Raw genomic sequence first — 20,504 nt, forward strand, 5'->3', positions numbered from 1 at the left:
TAATTGAGGGCTGACGCACCACAAAAGGCGGCTGAAATCCACACCGGATAATTGAGGGCTGACGCACCACAAAAGGCTGCTGAAATCCACACCGGATAATTGAGGGCTGACGCACCACAAAAGGCGGCTGAAATCCACACCGGATAATTGATGGCTGACGCACCCTACAGGTGAATGTATGCACATAATGGCGTTTTTGTCAAGAGGTACAAAAAAAGCGATCGCTTATTACTCGAAAACTCGTGCATCGTGAATTTAATATTTTGCTGAGAGAATAATTTATCTGGCGATATAATCGTAGTTGTAGCCTTTATTTTTGCATAATGACAGAGTAGCCCCTTGGTATCTATTTCTGAGATGATACCATAACCCCTATAATCTCGTCAACTTTTTGCGAGGGATTTTCAATAAAAATGTATTAATTCTTAACGTTCTTTGGAAATTCCAATCGATGGGGCTGTATAAATTAGTAAAGTTTATGTGATGGTGGGTTTTGGGGGGATGGATTGTTGATGAAAAAAAAGGCTATCCTGAAAGTGGATAGCCTGTGAATTATGAAGGAAAAATGGGGTTAAAAATGAGGCTTAGGCGATCGCAGCCATTTTGACATCGCTAGAAGCTAATAACTCCTGCAACTCCTCAGAATCAACGGTTTCTTTCTCGATGAGCATTTCTGCCAAACTATCGAGAACAGGGCGATTTTCTTCGAGGACTTGACGAGCGCGTTTATAAGCCTCATCAACCAAAGCGCGGACTTCTTCATCAATAGCGGATGCGGTTTCCTCAGAGAAATCACGCTCCGACATAATATCGCGACCGAGGAAAACATTACCCTGCTGACGACCGAGAGCCACCGGACCAAGGCGATCGCTCATACCAAAGCGGGTAATCATTTGACGGGCTACCCGTGTGACCTGCTGGAGGTCATTAGAAGCACCTGTAGTCACTTCTTCCTCACCAAAGACAATCTCTTCGGCTAAACGACCACCGAGGGCGACAGCCATTTGATTTTGCAGGTAAGAACGACTATATAAACCCGAGTCCATGCGATCTTCACTAGGCATAAACCAGGTTAATCCACCAGCGCGACCACGAGGAATAATACTGATTTTCTGAACTGGGTCATAGTCAGGCATCAACGCCCCAACTAAGGCGTGACCAGCTTCGTGGTAAGCCACTAGGGTTTTGCGTTTTTCGCTCATCACCCGATCTTTCTTCTCAGGACCTGCTAAGACGCGATCAATGGCATCATTAACCTCATCCATAGAGATTTCCGTGAGGTTGCGCCGGGCGGCTAAAATGGCTGCTTCGTTTAACAGGTTAGATAAATCAGCCCCAGTAAAACCAGGAGTCCGACGGGCGATTTTATCGAGATCTACATCCTTACCAAGGGTTTTACCTCTGGCGTGGACTTGCAGAATTTCCGAACGACCAGAATAGTCGGGGCGATCGACTACTACTTGGCGATCGAACCTTCCCGGACGCATTAGGGCTGCATCTAGTACATCAGGACGGTTAGTAGCAGCAATAATAATAATGCCTGTATTCCCTTCAAAACCATCCATTTCGGTCAGTAACTGGTTAAGGGTTTGTTCCCGTTCATCGTTACCACCGCCAAGACCTGCACCCCGTTGGCGACCAACTGCATCAATTTCATCAATGAATACGATACAGGGAGCGTTAGCTTTGGCTTGCTCGAATAAGTCCCGGACGCGGGAAGCACCCACACCGACAAACATCTCCACGAATTCTGAACCGGAAATGCTGAAGAAGGGAACTCCGGCTTCCCCGGCTACGGCTTTGGCGAGGAGGGTTTTTCCGGTTCCCGGAGGTCCTACCAATAGCACGCCTTTGGGAATTTTCGCACCAATGGCGGTGAAGCGATCGGCGTTTTTGAGGAAGTCTACTACTTCGCTCAATTCCAGTTTGGCTTGCTCAATACCCGCTACATCTCCAAAGGTAACTTGGGTTTGGGGTTCCATTTGGACTCTGGCTTTGGATTTACCAAAGTTCATGGCTTGGCTACCTGGTCCGTTTTGAGCGCGACGCAATAGGAAGAACAAGCCCACTAGGAGCAAAATCGGGAAGAACAGGCTACTTAATGCTCTGAACCAAAGTCCTTCCTCCGTTTGGGGTTGTACCGCAATGTCAACATTGTTTTCACTCAGAATGTTGATCAGATCTGGATCATTGGGTAGATTTACTAGGATTTTGGAGCCATCCTGGGCTGTAACTAGGGCTTTAGTGCGATCGGCACTAATACTGACTCGTTCAACCCGGTTCTGTTGGACTTCCTGGACAAAGGTGCTATATTTCCAGGTTTCCCGGCTTTGGGGTTGTTGGTCAAACAATGTCGTTGCTAAGGCGATGACGACAATAGCCAGCATTGCATATAAGACCGCGTTTCTCCACCGTTTATTCACGGGGGTCTATCCTCCTACTGATTTTTTTTCGATCCCAGATTCTCTGGTATCTTTGATATTATGTTTACCAATCTTAACGTATTTTTCAGAAATACGGGGTCTGGGAACAGATTAACTCTATTGGACTCTTATTGAACTGTATAGTTGGACTCGCATTGCTGAACTCATGGGGAATTTTGCCAATCTAACAGCTAGTTCTGAGGTTTTGCGACTCAATGACCAGGCAGGAGATTGTCTGGCTCGCGGGCGTTTCTCTGAGGCGATCGCAGCTTGTCATCAGGCCATCAAAACCCAGCCCCACCATTTTGGAGCTTATCATATCCTCGCTCAAGTGTTGCAAGCCCAGCATAAAGCCTCAGCCGCGACTAGGGCTTATCGCATCGCCCTAGAACTTAATCCTGATTGTACTACGGCTCAACAGGGTTTATCACAAATTCTGGCTGCATCTGGAGAGGATTTGTCGTTTCCTCCAGGGGATTATGTCTCCTCTGGGTTGAGGAAAATTAAATGCGATCGCTATTTCCCCAATTTAGTTGTTGATAACATTAGTTCTAAGTGGCAATATAACCGCCGAGAAATTCCCCATAATCGCTACGTTGATCAACAATTCCCTACGGTGGGATTTATTACCAGAGATGAAGCACATATTCTATATAATACCGCCTTGCAATTCGCTGGTAAACCGGCTTTAGAAATTGGTTGTTGGTTGGGTTGGTCAACCTGTCATCTCGCTTTAGGTGGGGTGATTCTCGATGTCATTGACCCCGGTCTGGCTAATCCGGTTTTTTCCAGTCGCGTGCGCTCTTCTTTACAAAAGGCTGGCGTGATAGAAAGGGTTGAGTTAATTGCGGGTTACAGTCCCGCTAAGGTTGCCGAAATTGCTCGGAGTTGTCATCGTCGCTGGTCTCTCATTTTTATTGATGGCAACCATGAAGCACCAGGACCGTTTTTAGATGCTCAAATTTGTGAACAGGTGGCGGCGGATGATGCTTTGATTTTGTTTCATGATTTGGTTTCTCCTGATGTGTTTGCGGGTTGGAATTATTTTCGCGATCGCCGTTGGAATGTCGCCATTTATCAAACTAAACAAATCATGGGGGTGGCTTGGCGTGGAGACGTTCAACCTATTGCTCATCAGCCAGACCCATCTGTTAATTGGACTCTCCCCAGTCATTTACAATGGGAATGGATTTTTAATAATCATTCTCGGCAGTTTTACTATCCAATTATTGATGAGTTGGTCGCCGCCAATCCTGGACAAATGACCGGAGAAGAATATCGCTATATTGCTGATATTATTCATCCTCAGACTCCCGGAAATTTGCTAGTTTTTGGCGTGGGTAAAGATAGCGGTTTATGGATGGATATTAACCCCCACGGTAAAACGGTATTTTTGGAAGATAACCCCCAGTGGTTAACTCAGGTGAAAAAGAGCTATCCCCATTTAGAAGCCTATCATGTGGATTACCAAACTCGGCGACAAAATTGGGCAGAATTGTTGATGAAATTTGAACAGAGGGAGGATTGTTTATCCTTGGATTTACCTAATTGGATTTATGATATATCATGGGATTGGATTTTAGTTGATGGTCCGGCGGGATATACACCGGAAACACCGGGGAGAATGAAAAGTATATATTTGGCTTCCCAATTAGCTATCAAATCTGGTGATACTGATGTGTTTGTTCATGATTGCGATCGCACCGTTGAAATAGCCTATACTAGCTATTTCTTTAAGCCCAATCATTTGGTTAAGCAAATTAGCAGATTAAATCATTATCGGGTTTCTCCCGGTCATTAATTAAAAGTGATTTGGGCGGTTATCTGGTCTTTAGAAATTACGGATTTATGAAAATTTTACACATTTTACAAGGATTTTCTCTAGGAGGTGCATCACGGTCTGTAGTAGCGATCGCTAAAGATGCTACCCTCAAACAATTGGATCAGGTTCATTGTGCTATTTCTTTGACTCCCGCGCATCCCCAAGCAGTCAAATTAGCCGAAATGGCTGGTTTACAGGTAATTGAATCACCTAATTTAGAGATAATTTATCGAGAGATAGCACAGGCGGATATTGTTCATATTCACTTCTGGAATACTCCAGAATTATATGAATTATTACAGTTAAATTTACCTCCCATGCGGTTGCTAGTGTGGCTGAAAGTAGTAGGCGATCGCTCTCCCCATATTGTCACATCGGAATTAGTTGATTATGCAGATATTTTGTTAGCCACAACTCCCTATAGTTTAGAGATACCCGCCATTAAATCCCGTAGTGATTTATTCACCAATAATCAAATTGGAGTAGTGCCAGGAATTGCTGATTTTAGCCGTTTAGAATCTTTAAATAATCGCCCTCACCAGGGTTTTAATGTCGGTTATATTGGCACAGTTGATTTCTCCAAACTCTATCAAAATTATATCCCCATGAGTGCCGGGGTGCAAGTTCCTGATATTCGTTTTATTGTCTGTGGGGGAGGAATTGAAAATAGCCTTAAACAACAGGCAGCAAGTTTGGGAGTTGCCGAAAAATTTGAGTTTCGGGGGTATGTTGAAGATATTAAATCCGTCTTAGAAATCCTCGATGTGTTTGGCTATCCTTTAGTTGAGGATACCTATGCAACTAGCGAAAAAAGTCTACAGGAAGCTATGTATGCGGGGATAACTCCGGTGGTTTTTCCCCATGGAGGGATTAAGGGGTTAGTTATTAATAATCAAACCGGATTAGTCGTTAACAGTGAGAGGGAATATCAGCAGGCGATCGCATATTTATATCATCATCCCCAGGAGAGATTGAGATTAGGAAATAATGCCCGAAATTATGCCCAACAATATTTTAATCCCCAGGTTTCTATTGATAAAATTCATCAAACTTATCATCAGTTAATGAAGTTTCCTAAACGGGAACGCCGTTTAACTACCGGAAACCCCCAAACAGGTGCAGCATTATTTGTGCAGAGTTTAGGAGATATTGACCCTCAATTTAAAGTTAGTTTAACATCTAATCATCTCTCCGAACAGTTAGAAAGCGATCGCCACATTTCGACAGCTTCTCCCGGACTGTGTAACCCCGGTGGTGGTGGTTTATTTCACTACCGCAATTGTTATCCTCAAGATGGATATTTGCGCTTCTGGTCAGCATTAGTTTTGCAAAAACAGGGACGACATCAGGAAGCAGTTAACGAGTTTTACCAAGCATGGCAAAATGGTGGTAATATTGGGCGAGTCCTGTGGTATTTAGCCAATTCTGCCGAACAAATCGGTAATCATAATTTAGCGCAACAAGCCATTAACCGAGTCCTAGAGTTAATCCCTAATTTTACCCCCGCCGCAGACATGAAAAAGCGGATTAACTCATTATCAACACCAGCTACAAAATCTTCAGTTAATCACGCGCAACTAAATTTACAGCGTCAGTTTTGGAATGTTGATTCTATCCAAGATGCCATGTTTGCGCGAGTGTTGACATATCCAGGAATTGAGAAATTATCACCAGCCGAAAGACAGCAAGTTTGGGAACAGTCAATTTATCGAACTACTCAACAAATTCTTCAAGGTCTCCCTAGTCAACCCCATTGGAAAGTCTTAGAAATTGGTTGTGGTGTCGGTCGTTTAATTAAGCCTTTACGGGAAAGATTTAACCGAGTCGATGGGGTGGATATTTCGGAAAATATGATTGAGTTTGCTAAACAATACTTAGCTGATGGTCAATCTAATGGTGAATTATATGTCAATAATGGATCTGATTTACAAGATTTACCAGGTGAATTTTACGACTTAGTTTATTCTACCATTGTTTTTCAACATATCCGATCGCTATCTGTGGTTAAAAGCTATTTTAGCGAAATCTTTAGGGTATTAAAGCCAGGGGGATACTTCCGCATTCAAGTTCACGATCGCAGTGCGGAAAATTTAGGTGATTTTGATGAAGAAGGCGCAGAAAATCAGCAATATTATTTATACGGAAACGCCTACACTGATACACAACTCAGGGATTTATTAATCGCCGCCGGCTTTAATTTAGTTTCCCTTGAATGCGCTAAACCTTGGATTTGGTCAACGGTTCAGCGACCAGAAACGAGGTTAACATCACCCAAAGTTTCCGCCATTATTTCCACCTATAACTCCGCCAAATTTATAGAGGGATGTTTGCAGGATTTGGTCAATCAAACATTATACCATAAACAGCAGCTAGAAATTATTGTTATTGATAGCAACTCCCAGGAAAACGAAGCAGAAATAGTAGCCAATTTTCAAGCTAAATATCCCCAAATTATCTACCATCGCACCGAACACCGAGAAACCCTTTATGCCGCCTGGAATCGAGCCATAGAACTCGCCAAAGGGGAATATATCACTAATGCTAACACTGATGATAGACACCGTTTCGATGCTTTAGAATTAATGGCTAATTATTTAGACCAGCATTCAGATATTGCCGTTGTTTATGGCGATCAACTTATCACCCACAACCCCAACGAAACCTTTGCTAATACCCAAGCTAACCAACGCTGGAACTGGCCAGATTTTAGTTATCAAGAATTAGAGCGCCGCTGCTGTCTCGGTTCTCAACCTATGTGGCGCAAATCTCTCCATCAAAAATATGGCGATTTTAACCCGGAATTTACAGTAGCGGGAGATTATGAGTTTTGGCTGAGAATTGGCAAAACTGAAAACATCGCTAAAATACCCGAAATCTTGGGGTTATATTTTGATAATCAGGATGGATTAGAAAACAAAAACCCCACTACTTACACGGAAACTCAGAAAATTTGTCAGCAATATGGTATTGTTAATATCCCCAGAACTATATCTAAACCAGTATCAGTCTGTCCAGGGGAAATGAAACCTTTAAAATCGCCTGAAAAATTCCATATTTTAGTTTATACTGACGAACCGAGGATTTATGGAGTTGGACAATATAATCACTCAATTCTCACCCAGTTAATTAAATCTGGTTATCATGTTAGTTGTGTACAAAGTCGAGAATCTCATTATTTGTTAGACCAACAAAAACAGTTAGGAATTCAACATTTTTGGTTAGACTATGATTCAGTTAAGGACTTTCATCAAACCTTAACAGACCACACTACTGCTGAAACTATTTTTACCAAGGCGAAGCCAGACCTAATCCTGTTTAGTGATTGCTGTCCAATTTCTAATTTAGCTGCTAAACAAGTGGCTATGAGGTTAAAAATACCTTTCGTTATTACAGAAAATTTTGTAGCGCCTTATTTAGCTAAACAGTTTCAGTCTTACTTGGGTCAACTGGCGGAGATTTATCAGCATTCCCAGGAAGTTATCGCCGTTTCTCAAGAAAATTTACAGCAGTTGTGGGAACTTTTCCAACTACCTAAATCACGGGGTCGCGTAATTTACTATGGACGACCCAGGCAGTATTTTAGTTTAGTTAATCCTACTACAGGCGATCGCATTCGTAAACAACTAGGCATCCCCCCCAATGCCATAGTTGGCTTCACCTCAGCTAGATTAGAATCCATCAAAGGCTATCAATACCAATTACAAGCCATTCAACAACTGAAAAACACCCCCATTTGGTGTCAACTATATTTTCTATGGACTGGTGGAGGTAGCTGGGAAAATCAACTAAAAACAGAAATCCAAAAATTAGGCATTACTGACCAGGTTAAATTGCTAGGATGTCGTCATGATATTCCTGACTTATTAGATGCCAGCGATATATTTATTTTACCCTCCGAATTGGAAGGAATGCCCTTATCAGTAATAGAAGCAATGGCGAAAGGATTACCTGTAATTGCTTCAGCAGTTAGTGGCATTCCTGAAGAGTTAGGAAACACGGGTAAACTCTTGTCTGACCCTAAAATAAATGCCTCAGCAACTATCACGGAATTAATAGAAACTATTAAAGAGTGGGTTGCTAATCCCTATCTACGGTATTCTATTGGTCAAGCCTGCAAAAAACGAGCCGAACAAATGTTTACAGAACAACAAATGTTAACCCAAACCATGGAAGTTATTAAAACAGCATTACCTACTAATATACCACTAATTTCTGTAATTATTCCCTGCTATCAACAGGGGGAATTTTTACCAGAAGCAGTTGCCAGCGTTGTGGCTCAAACTTACCCCCATTGGGAAATTATCATTGTTAATGATGGTAGTCCTGACCAAACTAGCCAAGTGGCTCAACATCTTATTAAAATTTTTGCTAACCACAAAATTAGCCTCATAGAAACCGACAATAAAGGTTGTGCTAGTGCTAGAAATACTGGCATCAATCAAGCCAAAGGTGAATATATTTTACCCTTAGATGCTGATGATAAACTTAGCTCTTCTGCCATGGCTAGTTTAGTAGAAGTGGCCCTCAGCAAATCTCATGATTGCGTGATTTTTGGCTCCTATGAGATTTTTGGCACTGAACAGCGAAAAATTGTAACTGCTGACGAATATTCCTTAGAAAATCTCAAAAAATATAATATGCTGGTGTGTACGTCTTTATATCCCAAAACTGTCTATGATTTGACTAAAGGATATAAGGAAGAAATTAAGGAATCGGGATATGAGGATTGGGAATTTTGGCTAAATTGTCATCAACATAATATACCTTTTTATGGTATACGAGAAACAGTTTTATATTATCGTCGCCATCCTGGTTCTAGGGTTGTGCAGTCTTTTCAAAATCGAGATTATTATAAAGCTCAGGTAATGAGTTACTATCCTGATTTCTTTGATGCTAAATCTCAGCCAGTTGAGTTGATTTTAAATGCTAGTGGTAATTTAAATCTACAAAATTTTGTAGATTATGCTCAAAAATATCAGCAAAATTCCCATGATGAAGTAGCCTTAGAAAATCTCCGTAATGCTCGCAAAGCTGTGTCTGAGATGTGGTTAAAATTAGAAACAGAACAACTCCCCCAGGCTTATCAGGAGAATTTAGGTCAAGTACATAAGTCTCTACTCAACTCTGGTATCAAAAACGAAATTTTCCGCGATGATGAACGTCTGTATTTTCAGGAAATTAAATCCTATTTGAGTCAAGGCTTTAAGCAGCCAAAAACTCTTCAGTATTTACTCGCTGGGATGTTATATGGTCGTGCCGATCAGCTAATGCTTACCTTTGAGGAGTCTTTAATTCCCACTTGGTTGGCTGAGGACTATTTTAGATTTTTATTTGAGGTCCCCCCCCTATTCCAAGAAATGGGAGATGCAGATAATTACTCCCGCTATCGGATACGGTTATTAGATTTTGTTCGGGAACGTCTCCAGCAGCAGCCAGACTATCCCCTATGGCAAAAGTTAACCAGTATGTTGCTAGAAAGGGGGAATTTTATCCCTAACTATTTCGCCGATTTTAACTTAAAACCTCTGTTTTGTAGTCGGGCTGAGTTGTTTCATCTCTTCCTACAAACCCGCGATTTTAAGTTGGATTACTCCTTCCCAGAACGTCCGAGCGATCGCCAAAAAATTCGCCTAGGAATTCTTAACGACCACCTCAACCCCCAAACCGAAACTTACTTAACATTACCAGCTTTTGAATATCTCAATCGGGAACAATTCGAGATTATTTTATATGTTACCCAAGCCAACAATCATCCCCTAGAGCAATACTGTAGATCCCGCGCTGACCGTTTAGTTAGACTACCTGATGATAAGTTACAACAAGCAGCCACTATTCGCGCTGATAACCTCGATATTTTGCTATTTGGAACTAATGTAACTGCCATTACTAAACCCGTCACCTTGTTAGCATTACACCGACTAGCGCGAGTACAAGCTACCCTATTTTCATCACCTGTTACTACCGGAATGAGATATATGGATTATTATATTTCTGGTCATCTTTCCGAGGGTGCAGAGGCTCCTAATTTCTATCGAGAAAATTTAGCTGTTCTCAACGGAACTGGCTTTTGTTTTAACTATTATGCGATCGCACCTCAACCCGCCACCGTTAAGCCTCACCGCAGCCAATGGGGAGCCAATGACCAAACAATTGTCTTTATGTCCGGCGCAAATTTCTATAAAATTATCCCAGAACAAGGGGAAACCTGGGTGAAAATTCTCGCTCAAGTTCCCAATTCCATTTTAGTGCTTTATCCCTTTGCTCCTAGTTGGAGTAGCAACTATGCTAGTTCCCAATTTATCCGCCGAATGTACGCCACCTTGAGCAAATACGGAGTTGAAGACAAACGCTTAGTTCTGATTAAGTCTCTTCCCAGCCGTACCGATGTTAAAGCCTGTTTAGAACAGGGGGATATTTATTTAGATTCCTACCCCCACTCTGGCTCAAACTCCTTAGTGGATCCCCTAGAAGTGGGATTACCTGTAGTAGTCAGAGATGGAGATACTTTGCGTTCTAAACATGGTGCCGCTATGATGCGATCGCTTGGGATTCCTGATTTAATTACCGACAGCGAATCCTCCTATATTAGTTTGGCTGTTACCCTCGCAAATACTCCCGAATTGCGACAGTTAAAACGCCAAGCCATTCAACAGAAAATGGCGGCTAATCCTGAGTTTTTGGATAGTCGCGCCTATGGTGCGAAAATGGGAGCTTTGTTAACTCAAATCTTCCAAAATTACCAATCTCAACAGCAAGTTATAGATTTACATAATCCCCAAAAACGACAGCAGTTTTTAGCGGAATTGGTCGATCAAGTTAATCTCTATGAACTTGACCCCAATAATACTATGGTGGTAAATAAATTACACAAAATTCGTCGTGGTATGGTAGAATACTGGTTAAGACAACCACCCGAACAATTAGAACATCTTTATCAACAACAGATAGGTAAAGGTTATCAAATTTTGCTCAATAGAGGTATTCAAAAACAACCCTTAACTGATGAAGAACAAGCATTAGTTAAGACTTGGACAAAAACTGCTATGGGACTGACTGAACCCCATGCAATTAATTGTTTAATGGCGGTGATGTTGTATTCTCAACCTGGTAAAATGCTGGTGCGAGATGCGGTTAATCGTTTACCCGCCTGGTTGCTTCCTGATTATCAGCGAGTGTTTGAAAATGCCGATGCGATCGCTCAAATTAAACAAACCTTAGCCACGACTCAAACCCAGCCAACTCCTGTCAATTCTCCCCAGGTAACACCAACGGTCACTGCTGTAGATGTCTCAACTTTTGTCAATCGATTAATTGGGTGTGTCAAATTATTTAATATCGACCCCACAGATACTAATATCACCGTAGAATTGCGACAACTGCGGTGGCAATTTGCACAGTTTTGGCTCAATTTACCTGAACACCAGTTAGAGGAGATGTATCAGAGTCCCCTCGGTGATGGCTATCGCAGTTTGTTAAATAGTCGCCTGCAAAATGAAATGTTAACCCAACATGAATGGGATTTTCTACAACAAGTAGGAAACCATCTCCGACAGGGTTTAGATACACCGCGATCGCTTAATTATCTCATAGTGGCTATGCTATATTATCGACCGGAACAACTACAAATTAAAGACCTATCTCGCCTTCCTAGTTATCTGCAACGAGATTATCAAAATTGGCATTCCTTGAATAGTTGATTTCAATAGTTGATTTGAACTGTTGCACCCCAGTCTATTTGTAACCGAGATTTAGCACTATCTCCGTTAGCCGCAATTTCTATCCAACCGTGGGAACCAATGAGGGTTAAAAGATGACCTAGTTCGACTTCTCCATAGGTTCTATGGCTGCTAATATTAGGACTGGGGGTGCATTCAGGAAAGCTAACAGTCCAGGATTTATCTGCTACCATATCTCCCGGAATATTAGTAATTAAATTCCCAAAGCGATCGATATATTGAATGCTGCCTTTAATGCTCGTTTCTGTGATTTCTAGGTCTGGTATTGACAGGTCAATGAGGGTATCAGAATTAATCACAGTACCTAAATCCCTAATTGGCACACCAGAGGCGAGATAAGCAGCCACAGGACTAAAGATATCTCGACCATGAAAAGTAGTGCTGGGTTGGGAATTTCGCCAGTATTGATGATTAGTTAATTCCACTGCTGTAATTACACCATACTGCTTAATTAAACCCCCGAATAAGCCGTTATCAGGTCCGACAACATATCCGTTAGTAAATTGTAGTGCGATCGCCTTCCGTTCAGTTCCCACCCCCGGATCTACTACCGCAATGTGAACAGTACCTTCAGGAAAGTAGGGGTAAGCATTCATCAAACAAAACCGCGCCGCCATCAGATTTTGGGGAGGAATTTCATGGGTTAAGTCAATCACAGTTAGGTGGGGGTTAATTTGGGATAATACCCCTTTCATTACCCCCACATAAACATCACTTAAACCAAAGTCTGTCAATAATGTAATTATACCAGATACAGACATATTTAGCACTCCTAGTCTCGGAATATTTAGGGTTTCTGGAAATTTTTATTAATGAAATAAATACTGGTCTCCATTGAAATGTATCATGTGATCGGGAAACTCCATAATCCAGGCATGAGTTTCCCTGGTTATTTCTTTGGTCAGTCTTTTGAGTTCCTTAAAAGATTCAAAGGCATTGACGAATGATAACTTTACATCAACATTTTCAAACAAAGATAATAAACGATCGCGACGTTCAACATTAATTGCACCACCAGTTTTGACAGCTTCAATAATAATTAAATATTTGTTATCAGATTTATAAAGCACAATATCTGGCTTGTCGTAACTATTTTTAAATTTGTCAATGTCTATACCTAAATAATTAATTAAATTTTCATCAATAAATGGAGAATAACCTCTGGCTGTATCTACAGTATTATCAATATATAGAACTTTATCAATATTAAAATATTTACAAAAATCTTGAAGGACTGATTTAATTAAAACACCTTGACCACCGGGTGCTATACTGACAGAAAAATTATGAGCAATTTTGACATTTAGCCTCTGTGATTGTCTTTTGGCTTGATACTTATGTTTTATTGTTTGATAGTTAGACAAAAAATTATTAAGTGCTATTGGATAATCTGCACTGCCAATTTTTTTAACTAAATATAGAACTTCTTGATTTATTTGATAACAGTATTTAGGACTATTCTTAGGTCGAGGCTTGTCTGGATTTTCGGTAGCGAGTTCAGCATCAACCAGTTGACCAACACAGTCATCGCGAATATTTTCACGAGTATTAGGTGCTAAATTTTTAAAGCCCAACTCTCGCATTTTATTCATCAATGGCGTTATTCCCCATTTCTGATTATTAGCTTCAGACCATGATTTGGCTGGCTTCATATCTAACATAACTAACAGGACAAAAATGGGAGTATCTCCTTGCATTTTGTCTGGTAATCCTAAATCCTTCATTAACTGACGTGCCTCTAACATCAGTTGTTCAAGATTTGGGGTTGGGTTATTTGATGACATCTTTACGCAAATGGTAATTTTAACTGTTGAGGAAAAGGAGAAAAATAATCTGTGGGTCGAGATGGTTTATTCTCCAGTGTCATTTTCACAGATTTAGCGATCGCTTTGGCTAACAAAGGTGGTACAGCATTACCAATTTGATTAAACTGAGAATTTTCTGAACCCACCAACTCAAACCAATCGGGAAAACTTTGTAATCTCGCAGCTTCCCTAACTGTTAAACGTCTCCGGCGGCCATCTGGTAATAACAATCGCAACATATCACTGGTTGCGCCTGATAGGTTTCTACAGGTCAGAGTTCGGCAAGGAATATCAAGGTAAATATCCCTAGGTTTAACACATTTAGATTTTGCTTCATATCTGCCAATATATTCTAGCATACTAGGCGTGAGAAATTTTGCCCCTATAGGAATGGTAGAAGCCGTATCATAAATAGCATCTCCAGCCGTATAAGGAATAGCTAAGGTTTCAGCTTCTGGCCAATTCCATGCTGTTTGATAAGCCACAACAAACAGGCGTTCTCGTTTTTGTGGAACACCATAATTAACAGCATTGATAAGTTTGATGTCAACCCGATAATTCAGCCTCTCAAGTTCGGCAACTATTTTCTCTAAATACTGACGATTTTTATAAAGCATTCCTCGCACATTTTCAAAGATGGCGATTTCTGGCTGATATCGTGCGATCGCATCTATAAAAATCGGCAAGCCATCCCTGGAGTCTCTCGGACCTTTTTGTAATCCACCTACACTAAACGGTTGACAGGGAGGACCTCCGATAATCACATCAGGATGATTGCATAAATCTTGACCAATTTCTAAAGTTTGACAATAACATGGGTCCTGAAGATTACGAGTATACGTGGCGGCAGCATCCGCTAACATCTCATAACCGATTGTTTGAAAACCTGCGGCTTTAAATCCTAGAGAAAAACCGCCACAACCCGCAAATAAATCAAGAACAACTAACTGAGATTGGATATCTGCATTCAGTTTTAATTCTTGGTGTAAATATTCCCAATAACTCAGTCTGTTTGACATGGTATTTTTCGATTATTTACTGCCTATTCAAAACTTGTTTAAAGCTAACCCAACCTAAACCAACTTGAAATACTCATCGATATGTTCCATAATGCGTGAGGCGGCGTGACCGTCTCCAAAGGGGTTAATAGCGGTTGCCATTTTTTGGTAAGCCTCTCGGTCCCCCAGGAGTTCGCTAGTGGCTCTGAGGATATCTTCAGGGTCGGTTCCTATTAATTTAGCCGTTCCGGCCGCGATCGCTTCAGGACGTTCCGTAGTTTTTCGTAACACTAACACAGGCTTCCCTAAACTCGGTGCCTCTTCCTGGAGTCCACCCGAGTCCGTCAGCACTAAATAAGCATCAGCGATCGCTGCTACCAGTTGAGTATAATCTAGGGGTTCCGTGAGAATTACCCGGGGATGTCCTCCTAACATTGCCTGTAGGGGTTCCCTCACCGTCGGGTTACGGTGTAGGGGTAGCAGTATAATTGTGTCATGATACTGATCAAGAGTTTTTAAAAATCCTTCCGCAATCCCCTCTAGGGGTTCTCCCCAATTTTCTCGGCGGTGAACTGTCGCTAAAATTAGTCGATTTTCTTCTAAGTTAAGATTGGGAATATCTAATTTGGGTTGGGTTTTAGCAACAGATAATAAAGCATCAATCACTGTATTTCCGGTTTGATAAATTTCCCCGACTACCCCAGATTTGATCAGGTTTTCAACCGCTTTCTCCGTAGGTGCAAAGTTTAATCTACTCAGTTGAGAAATTAGACGGCGGTTCGCTTCTTCAGGATAGGGATTAAATAAGTCATCAGTTCGGAGTCCCGCCTCTACATGGCCAATAGGAATTTTTTGATAAAAGGCCGCTAATGCCGCAGCAAAGGCTGTTGTCGTATCCCCCTGGACTAAAACCATATCAGGTTGGATTTGCTCAAAAATATTTCCTAACCCTTGTAAGCTACGATAGGTAATGTCCGTCAGGGTTTGCTGGTGCTGCATGATTTCCAGATTGCGATCGGCCTTGATATCGAAAAGCTCCATCACTTGCTCGACCATCTCCCGATGTTGACCTGTTAAAATCACTCGGGTTTCATAATTACAATTTTGTTGAAACTTTTGGACCAGTGGGGCCATTTTAATCGCTTCTGGTCTGGTTCCAAATACTATACCAATTCGATACTTTGATGTTGACATTTGTGATTAAATAAAGTTACGATAAAAGTATAAACCAATACAAAAAAATATCAAGACTGGTTATAAAATTAAGATGACTAGAATAGGTCATCCCCCTAAAAATGCTTGATCCCCAATTGTTGACTCAACTGTTATCCTCAATTCTCATTACCATATTCTCCCCCCATAACTCAGATTTTTATCGGTGTATAACTGGGAGTTATCCTTATATAAAAATTTTTCCGGCAATGTTTAATCATCCGTGATATTTTAGCACAAAATTGTTAAGATTGTCGTACAGGACAGTACAGAATTGGCAGGAAATATCATAGTAGAATGTTCCGAATGACAATTTAATCTAATGGCTTATGATCAACGTAAAAATGAGTGATTTTAGTCGTTTTCATGATCAAGACAAGTTAGACTCTGAACACTATTACCATTTTGATGGTAACTTGCACCGATTGGCAACAGCAATTGAACAAGAAAGAAAAAGGTTTGCCGGGCTATCTGAACCTACACCTGTGCTAATCTGGGCTTGTAATGCAGAAGGTTCCTATACATTTTTTAATGAAGACTGGTTAGAGTTTACCGGACGTTCCTTAGAAATGGAACGGGGAGAGGGCTGGTTCCGGGGGGTACATCCTGAAGATCGCCAAAATTGTTTAATCACTTACTGGCAAGCATTCGGCGATCGCAAACCCTTTCAACAGGAATATCGGCTGCGAAGGTTTGATCATCAGTATCGTTGGATATTTAATACCGGAGTGCCCCAATGGACAGCTAACGGTAAGTTTTTAGGTTATACAGGTTCTGCCATTGATATTACCGAACGCCGCCGAGCATCAGAAGAACTCTTACATCTGTGTTACCATCTGCAAGACATCCTAGATGACCGGACAACTCAACTGCTGGAAACCAATGAGAAACTCCAGCAACAAATTCAGGAACGCCAGAAAGCAGAAGCCGCCCTTGAGCGATCGCAACAGATGTTACAGCTAGTCATGGATAATATCCCAAAAGCGATTTTTTGGAAAGATCGCAACTCCGTTTATTTGGGCTGTAACCGCCGAGGGGCCTTAGAGGCTGGGGTGATTAGTTCAGAAGCAATTGTCGGGTTAACCGATGAAGATTTACCCTCAACCAAGGAGATGGCTGATTATTTGCGAAAATGCGATCGCACTGTCATTGAAACCAATATCCCTCAATATCGGCAGCTCGAAACCCGAACCCGCCCAGATGGTAAAATAGTCTACCTAGAAACCAATCGCATTCCCCTTCATGACAGTAACGGCAATATAGTTGCCATTTTAGTCACCTCCGAAGATATCACCGATCGCAAACAAGCCGAAGAAACCCTATTAAGAATTCGTAAAGCCGTCGATAGCACCACCGATGCGATCGCCATTATGGACGCAACCGGAGTGCAAATTTATCAAAACCGAGCCTTTTGTGATTTATTTGAATACGAAACTGTCGAACAATTCAACCAGCATGGAGGTCACAGAGCCCTTTATGTTGATGCCACCGTCGCCGAAACAGTCCTGAGCCATATTTTAGCCGGGTATTCTTGGCAAGGAGAAGTCCACAAGCTAACCCGCAGCCGCCGAGTAATTCCGGTTCACATGAGAGCAGATGCCATCCGAGATCCACAGGGTAATTTAGTCGGGTTGATCTGCGTCAATACTAATATCAGCGAACGCCTTTCTACACAAGAAAAAATTTTCCAAACCGCTCAACAGTTAACCAGTGTCATCGAAACTGTCGGAGAAGGCATTACCCTCAGTAATCAGACCGGAAAGTTTTGGATCTATAACTCCAAGATGGAGGAAATTACTGGCTACACCCTAGCCGAAGTAGAAAGTTCTCAGGATTTCCTATCGCTTCTGTATCCTGACCCCCAAGCTCATCAAGATGCTCTGATTGGATTATATGAGATTTTAGAACGGCCAGGCGTGCGGGATGTCGAAACTACCATTTGCACTAAGTCAGGACAACAGAAAACTCTGTTAGTGTCTACCTCTATTGTCCAAAATCAGGATGATAGGCTGTTTTTGAGTGCTTATCGAGATATTACTGAACGCAAACAAGCCTTAGAGTCCCTGCAAAAAGCCGAATATCAATATCGTAGTCTGTTTGAAAATGCGATCGAGGGTATTTTTCAGACTACCTGGGACGGTCACTATATTAATGTTAATCCAGCCTTAGCCAAAATCTATGGCTACCATTCACCCCAGGATATGATGGCTCAACTGACCGACATTAGCCACCAGTTATATGTTGATCCTGGTCGTCGCCCTGAGTTTATTCGCCAATTACAGGAGTCCGATTCAATTACTAATTTTGAATCCCAGGTCTATCGTGCCGATCATCAGATTATTTGGATTTCTGAAAAAGCTAGGGCCGTCCGGGACGGCTTAGGACAACTACTCTACTATGAGGGTATGGTCGAAGATATTACTGAACGCAAGCAGGCTGAGGAAAATCTCCAACAGCAAGCCGAACGTCAACGGTTGATGCTTGTCATTACTCAACGCATTCGGCGATCGCTCAAATTGGATAAAATTTTAGACACTACTGTGGCTCAGGTTCGTGAGTTTCTCAATACTGACCGAGTAATGATCTACCGATTTCAGGATGATGGTAATGGCGTGATGGTCGTCGAATCAGTCGCCCCGGGGTGGAAGTCTGTCGTCGGAACTATTGTCACCGAAGATTGCTGGACTCCCCACTATCTGGCTGGGTTCACCCAGGGTCAAGTCCAAGCTATGGCTGATATATCCACTCAAGATTTCACTCGATGCGATATTCGTTTGTTATCAGAGTTTCAAGTACAGGCTAATTTGGTCGTTCCCATTTTGACCCGAAGGCACAGTGAGACTTCTGCTGAGTTGGGGTTTGTTGCCAATGCACCTTATAATCGCCTCTGGGGGTTGCTCATGGTGCAGCATTGTTCTGGTCCCCGTGAATGGGAGTCAACTGCAGTCGATTTTATCAAGCAGTTAGCTGTACAGTTGGGAATTGCTATTCAACAAGCTGAACTTTATCAACAGCTTGAACGCCTGGCTACTCTTGATGGCTTAACTCAGGTTCCTAATCGCCGACAGTTTGATACCTATTTAATGACAGAGTGGCGTAGGTGCATCCGCGAATGTACCCCTATCTCTTTAATTTTGTGTGATGTAGACTTTTTTAAGCACTACAATGACACTTATGGACACCAAGAGGGCGATCGCTGTTTACAAGAGGTGGCCCAGGCTTTGGCTCGATCTATTAGACGACCTGGGGATCTGGTCGCTCGTTATGGCGGCGAGGAGTTTGCTATAATTCTCCCCAATACTGATGCTGAGGGTATGTGTAATGTGGCTGACACAATTCGTGAGCAAATCCTACAATTACAGAGGATTCATGAAACTTCCCCTATTAGTGAATATATTAGTGTCAGCATGGGCGGCGTGAGTGTTTTGCCTAATAGCAATATTCAGCTTGAACATCTCATTGCTATGGCTGATACTGCCTTATATCAAGCTAAGGCTCAAGGACGCGATCGCTTTGTTCTGCACACCATGTCCTAGACTTTTCTGCATGGCTTATCGATATATCTTGTTCTATAAACCCTATAATGTCCTCAGTCAGTTTACTGATCGTGATTCTCATGCTCAGTCTCGACAAACTTTGAAAGATTACATTCCCATTCCTTCCGTCTACTCAGTCGGACGACTAGACCTTGATAGTGAAGGGTTACTTTTACTCACTGATGATCGCAAACTTAAATATCGACTTGGCCAGCCAGAATTTGCTCATCCTCGTACTTACTGGGTTCAGGTCGAAAGAATACCCACTACACAAGCCTTAGAACAACTGCGGCAGGGAATCACCATTCAAAATTATCGCACCCGAACAGCGAGGGTTCAACTACTATTAACTGAGCCACTTCTTCCCCCTCGTATCCCTCCCATTAGATTTCGCCAAAATGTCCCTACCGCTTGGCTCGAAATTACTTTAACTGAAGGACGCAACCGTCAGGTTCGACGCATGACCGCCGCCGTTGGCTTCCCTACTTTGCGACTGGTTCGTGTCGCGATCGCTCATTTGACTCTCAATTCACTTGAACCTGGTCACTGGCGAGATTTGCACCCCCAGGAAATTCAGCCATTTTTCAGTTGATTTATTTTCAAAAAAAAAAAATGGCCCAGCCCGTCAGCGCTCCAGGGGGTTGACAAGCCGAGCGAATCGGGATATGATGGAGTCATATCTTAGATAATGGGAGGCATGACTTTAATAAAAAAATTGCAACTATCCCATTATGTAATATAGTAGCAGAAGCGCCGCCCAAAAGCAAGGGTTCCCCAAAAAAAAGTGGCGCGGGGGCGCAAGGATAATTTTTTTTTTTATTTTTTCGGATAAAATTAGTTGTAGGGGCGGGTGCGCGATCGGCCACGGGAAAAACCAGCCAACTATCTACACCCGCCCCAGAGTGCTGTAGGGGCCGGCGGGTGCGCGATCGGCCACGGGAAAAACCAGCCAACTATCTACACCCGCCCCAT

General features: G+C 42.1%; 10 protein-coding genes. 4 read left to right on the forward strand and 6 right to left on the reverse strand.

Annotation, left to right across the window (positions count from 1 at the left end; genetic code table 11):
* A partial coding sequence (locus tag P5674_RS17375) for a hypothetical protein (protein WP_315670133.1) occupies nt 1-184 on the reverse strand: 184 nt, incomplete at its 3' end.
* Between the two features lie 400 nt (nt 185-584).
* Nucleotides 585-2,387, reverse strand: a complete 1,803-nt coding sequence (gene ftsH3, locus P5674_RS17380) for an ATP-dependent zinc metalloprotease FtsH3 (protein ID WP_190490403.1) — start codon at nt 2,385-2,387, stop codon at nt 585-587.
* 202 nt (nt 2,388-2,589) lie between these two features.
* On the opposite strand from ftsH3, the gene P5674_RS17385 reads away from it, so the two are divergent.
* Together P5674_RS17385 and P5674_RS17390 are read left to right on the forward strand one after the other, a co-directional pair.
* Nucleotides 2,590-4,224 carry a class I SAM-dependent methyltransferase gene (locus tag P5674_RS17385; protein ID WP_006618676.1) on the forward strand — a complete coding sequence of 545 codons (1,635 nt, stop codon included), beginning with the start codon at nt 2,590-2,592 and terminating at the stop codon, nt 4,222-4,224.
* Nucleotides 4,225-4,271: 47 nt separating this feature from the next.
* Entirely contained in the window at nt 4,272-11,942 is a 7,671-nt protein-coding gene (locus P5674_RS17390; protein WP_006618675.1) for a glycosyltransferase, read from the forward strand.
* Nucleotides 11,943-11,944: 2 nt separating this feature from the next.
* Here the strand turns inward: P5674_RS17390 and P5674_RS17395 are convergent, their stop codons facing one another.
* Genes P5674_RS17395 through wecB form a run of 4 tightly spaced genes read right to left on the reverse strand, consistent with a single transcriptional unit; the run spans nt 11,945 to nt 15,978 of the window.
* Entirely contained in the window at nt 11,945-12,742 is a 798-nt protein-coding gene (locus P5674_RS17395) for an SAM hydrolase/SAM-dependent halogenase family protein (RefSeq protein WP_006618674.1), read from the reverse strand.
* 48 nt (nt 12,743-12,790) lie between these two features.
* On the reverse strand, nt 12,791-13,765 hold the full coding sequence (locus P5674_RS17400; RefSeq protein WP_014276337.1) for a type-2 restriction enzyme AplI: 975 nt from the start codon (nt 13,763-13,765) through the stop codon (nt 12,791-12,793).
* Between the two features lie 2 nt (nt 13,766-13,767).
* Nucleotides 13,768-14,805 (reverse strand): DNA cytosine methyltransferase, encoded by a 1,038-nt coding sequence (locus tag P5674_RS17405; protein ID WP_006618672.1) that lies wholly within the window; start codon nt 14,803-14,805, stop codon nt 13,768-13,770.
* A gap of 54 nt (nt 14,806-14,859) precedes the next feature.
* Entirely contained in the window at nt 14,860-15,978 is a 1,119-nt protein-coding gene (gene wecB / locus P5674_RS17410; RefSeq protein WP_006618671.1) for a non-hydrolyzing UDP-N-acetylglucosamine 2-epimerase, read from the reverse strand.
* Nucleotides 15,979-16,325: 347 nt separating this feature from the next.
* On the opposite strand from wecB, the gene P5674_RS17415 reads away from it, so the two are divergent.
* Nucleotides 16,326-19,532 (forward strand): PAS domain S-box protein, encoded by a 3,207-nt coding sequence (locus tag P5674_RS17415; RefSeq protein WP_231851981.1) that lies wholly within the window; start codon nt 16,326-16,328, stop codon nt 19,530-19,532.
* Between the two features lie 10 nt (nt 19,533-19,542).
* A complete protein-coding gene (locus tag P5674_RS17420; protein WP_006618669.1) occupies nt 19,543-20,124 on the forward strand; it encodes a pseudouridine synthase in 582 nt (193 codons plus the stop codon).
* Nucleotides 20,125-20,504: the final 380 nt, after the last annotated feature.

Origin of the sequence: Limnospira sp. PMC 289.06, from assembly GCF_032350395.1 — a bacterium.
GTDB lineage: Bacteria > Cyanobacteriota > Cyanobacteriia > Cyanobacteriales > Microcoleaceae > Limnospira > Limnospira platensis.

Bases quoted from the DNA above. Each gene is read 5' to 3' on its own strand.
- P5674_RS17420 (WP_006618669.1), top strand. From the start codon at position 19,543: ATGGCTTATCGATATATCTTGTTCTATAAACCCTATAATGTCCTCAGT.
- wecB (WP_006618671.1), bottom strand. From the start codon at position 15,978: ATGTCAACATCAAAGTATCGAATTGGTATAGTATTTGGAACCAGACCA.
- P5674_RS17415 (WP_231851981.1), top strand. From the start codon at position 16,326: ATGATCAACGTAAAAATGAGTGATTTTAGTCGTTTTCATGATCAAGAC.
- P5674_RS17385 (WP_006618676.1), top strand. From the start codon at position 2,590: ATGGGGAATTTTGCCAATCTAACAGCTAGTTCTGAGGTTTTGCGACTC.
- P5674_RS17405 (WP_006618672.1), bottom strand. From the start codon at position 14,805: ATGTCAAACAGACTGAGTTATTGGGAATATTTACACCAAGAATTAAAA.
- ftsH3 (WP_190490403.1), bottom strand. From the start codon at position 2,387: ATGCTGGCTATTGTCGTCATCGCCTTAGCAACGACATTGTTTGACCAA.
- P5674_RS17400 (WP_014276337.1), bottom strand. From the start codon at position 13,765: ATGTCATCAAATAACCCAACCCCAAATCTTGAACAACTGATGTTAGAG.
- P5674_RS17395 (WP_006618674.1), bottom strand. From the start codon at position 12,742: ATGTCTGTATCTGGTATAATTACATTATTGACAGACTTTGGTTTAAGT.
- P5674_RS17390 (WP_006618675.1), top strand. From the start codon at position 4,272: ATGAAAATTTTACACATTTTACAAGGATTTTCTCTAGGAGGTGCATCA.